Below are 2,964 nucleotides of genomic sequence, written 5' to 3' on the forward strand. Positions count from 1 at the left end.
GTGGGTATCCGTCCGGTCCCTGCACAGTATTGGTGGGATGCAAAATCGGGGCATGTCGGTTTCCTTCGAAGCATGGAGGATCTCCGATGAATTTGAGACATTTTGAGAACACGGCGCGTCAGTCCTGGTGGCGGGTTCACGTTGAGGCGTGGCGGGAGAGCGGTCTCGACCGCACGAACTATTGCCGCCAGCACGGACTCTGGAAGTGCACGTTCGATCGCTGGCTGAACTATCTGGCGGGCCAGGACGCGGCACGTAAGCATGCGGAATATCAAGCGGAACTGCGCCGTCAGCGGCGCCACGAAGCCCAGGAAAAGCGCCAGAAGAGACGCGCGCGGCTGCGATTTGCCGTGAGCACGGACGAGCGTAATCGTGCGCTCCAGGCGTTCTGGGCGATGCATGTCGAGGCCATGAACTGGAGCGGCATGGGCGTGCGCGAGTACGCCGCCGCGCTGCAGCTGTCGCCCACATCGCTGCGCAAATGGCGCGACCGGCTGGACGATGTCGAGGAAGCGATCGACTGGCGGGCGCATCTTCATCCCTCCGCCCGGCCGGTGGCTGGCACTAGTGCCAGCAAAATGCTCACCGAAAGCCCGTTGACGGCGCCGACGAATAGCGATCCGGAACCCGTTCCGCAGCCGGTTCGGCGCTTCTTCAGCGACGAGCAGAAGCGCGCCATCGCGCTCGAGAGCGACCAGCCCGGCGTCAGCGTGTCGAGCGTGGCGCGCAAGCACGGCATCGTCACCGGGCTGCTGTTCCGCTGGCGGGTGCAGTTCGGCGTGGCGCAGAAGAAGCGCGCGACTATTGCGCCGGTCGCGCTGACCGACGGCGCCCCGATCTCACGTTTGCTGCAGGATCTTTTGCAGCCACCCGACGGCATGATGGCGGTCGATCTCACTGACGGGCGGCGGGTCTTCGCGCCGATCGGCAGCGATCCGCTTGCGGTCCGGGCGCAGGCAGGCTGCGGAGAGATCGCGCCATGATGATCGTTCCCGCCGGCGTAAAGGTGCATCTGGCGCTGGGCTACACCGACATGCGCAAGGGCCTGGATGGGCTCGCCATGCTGGTGCAGCAGACGCTGAAGCAGGATCCGTTCTCCGGCCATCTGTTCGCCTTCCGCGGTCGCAAGGCGACGATGCTCAAGATCCTGTTCTGGGACGGCAATGGGCTGTGCCTGTTCACCAAGCGGATCGACCAGGGCGCCTTCGCGTGGCCGGTAATGACGGGTTATGATGGCTCGATCACGCTCACGCCGGCGCAGCTCGCCATGCTGATCGAGGGCATCGACTGGCGCGCGCCCGAGCGGGTCTGGAAGCCCGCTCTGGCGGGATGAAAAGCCTCCGAACCGCAGCCGCTGCAACGCTTTGATGCTTGGGAGACAAGGGGTTTTGCGGTAGAATCGGGCATGCGGCTCGATCTGGAAAACCTGCCTTCCGACATCAGCCTCCTGCACCAGTTGGTGCGCGAGATGGCCGGCGTCGTCGAGAGCCGTGACGGTGAGATCGAGCGCCTCCAGTCTATCATCAAGAAGCTGCAGCGGGCACAGTTCGGTCGGCGCTCCGAGCGTCTCGATCCGGACCAGCTGGCGCTCGCTTTGGAGGATCTCGACGCGGATATTGCGCGCATCCGCGAGAGCCGTCCGGCTGCTGCGAAGCTGCCGTCGGAACGCACACCTCATCGCAAGCCGCTGCCCGATCACCTGCCACGCGAGGACGTCCGTCTCGACATAGATGATGCGGTTTGCGCGTGCTGTGGCGGTGCGCTCCATGCCATCGGCGAGAGCCAGTCCGAAATGCTCGACTGGATTCCGGCGCAGCTTCGGGTGATCCGCATCACCCGCCCGAAATACGCCTGTCGCCTCTGCGAGAAAGTGGTGCAGGCGTCGGCGCCCGAGCGTCTGATCGCGGGCGGTCCGGCAACGCCGGCGCTGATCGCGCAGGTCCTCGTCAGCAAATATTGCGATCACACGCCGCTGTATCGGCAGTCGCAGATCTTCGCCCGGCACGGCGTCGATCTGGCGCGTTCCACGCTCGCCGGCTGGGTCGGCGGCGCCTGCTGGTGGCTTGAAGCCGTGCACGAGCGACTGTGCCGGAACGTGTTCGCTTCCGACCATCTGTTCGCCGATGATACGCCGGTTCCGGTGCTCGATCCCGGCCGTGGACGCACCAAAACAGGAAGGCTCTGGGTCTATGCCCGCGAGCAGCGCGGCTGGTCTGGACCCGAGCCGCCGGCAGCGGTCTATCTGTTCGCACCGGACCGCCGCGCCGAGCGCCCGGCGGCGCATCTTCAGCACTTCTCCGGCGTGCTGCACGTCGATGGCTATGCCGGCTTCGAGCAGCTGGCGCGCAAAGGCGATGTCGTTCTCGCCGCCTGCTGGGCGCACGCCCGGCGCAAGTTCTATGACGTTGCGCAGGCCACCGGATCGCCGGTTGCCGCCGAGACGCTGCGCCGGATCGGCGAACTCTATGCCGTCGAGGCGCAGATCCGCGGGCAGTCGCCGGCCTATCGGCTTGCCGCGCGCCGGCAGCACTCCCGCCCGCTCGTGGCCGAATTGCGCGCTTGGCTGCAAGCCCAGCTCGCGCAGATCCCCGGACGTAGCTCGCTCGCCGAGGCGATCCGCTATGCACTCACCCGGTGGGAGCCCCTGACCCGGTTCCTGCACGACGGCCGCATCGAACTCGACACCAATCCGGTCGAACGCGCGATCCGTCCCGTCGCCCTCGGGCGCAAGAACCATCTGTTCGCAGGCAGCGACGGCGGCGGGCACCGCTGGGCTGTCATCTGCTCGCTGATTGAGACCGCCAAGCTGAACGACGTCGAACCCTATGCCTACATCGCCGACGTTCTTCAGCGCATGGTGGGCGGTCATCCCGTCAACCGGCTCGATGAATTGCTGCCATGGGCGTGGAAAGCGGGAAATCCCGTCAAGAGCTGACATCAGTGCAGCCCCCGGACGGATACGGT

Annotated in this window: 3 protein-coding genes; all 3 read left to right on the plus strand. The window is 66.0% G+C overall.

What is annotated here, in order from left to right; translation table 11 throughout:
* Positions 1 to 86: 86 nt before the first annotated feature.
* The 3 genes from tnpA (at position 87) to tnpC (ending at position 2,935) form a co-directional block, all read left to right on the plus strand.
* Positions 87 to 983, plus strand: coding sequence for an IS66 family insertion sequence element accessory protein TnpA (tnpA, locus tag ACT54L_RS24900; protein ID WP_476088352.1), 897 nt, complete (start codon positions 87 to 89; stop codon positions 981 to 983).
* Positions 980 to 1,333: an IS66 family insertion sequence element accessory protein TnpB gene (tnpB, locus tag ACT54L_RS24905; protein ID WP_476088353.1), complete on the plus strand. Its 354-nt coding sequence runs from the start codon at positions 980 to 982 to the stop codon at positions 1,331 to 1,333. The genes tnpA and tnpB overlap by 4 nt, the downstream gene beginning before the upstream one ends.
* Positions 1,334 to 1,405: 72 nt before the next feature.
* Positions 1,406 to 2,935, plus strand: coding sequence for an IS66 family transposase (gene tnpC / locus ACT54L_RS24910; protein ID WP_476088354.1), 1,530 nt, complete (start codon positions 1,406 to 1,408; stop codon positions 2,933 to 2,935).
* The last annotated feature ends 29 nt before the right edge of the window (positions 2,936 to 2,964 follow it).

Source organism: Aquabacter sp. DMC10, from assembly GCF_056314145.1.

Coding starts and splice junctions, on each gene's coding strand:
- tnpC (WP_476088354.1), top strand. CDS start 1,406: ATGCGGCTCGATCTGGAAAACCTGCCTTCCGACATCAGCCTCCTGCAC.
- tnpA (WP_476088352.1), top strand. CDS start 87: ATGAATTTGAGACATTTTGAGAACACGGCGCGTCAGTCCTGGTGGCGG.
- tnpB (WP_476088353.1), top strand. CDS start 980: ATGATGATCGTTCCCGCCGGCGTAAAGGTGCATCTGGCGCTGGGCTAC.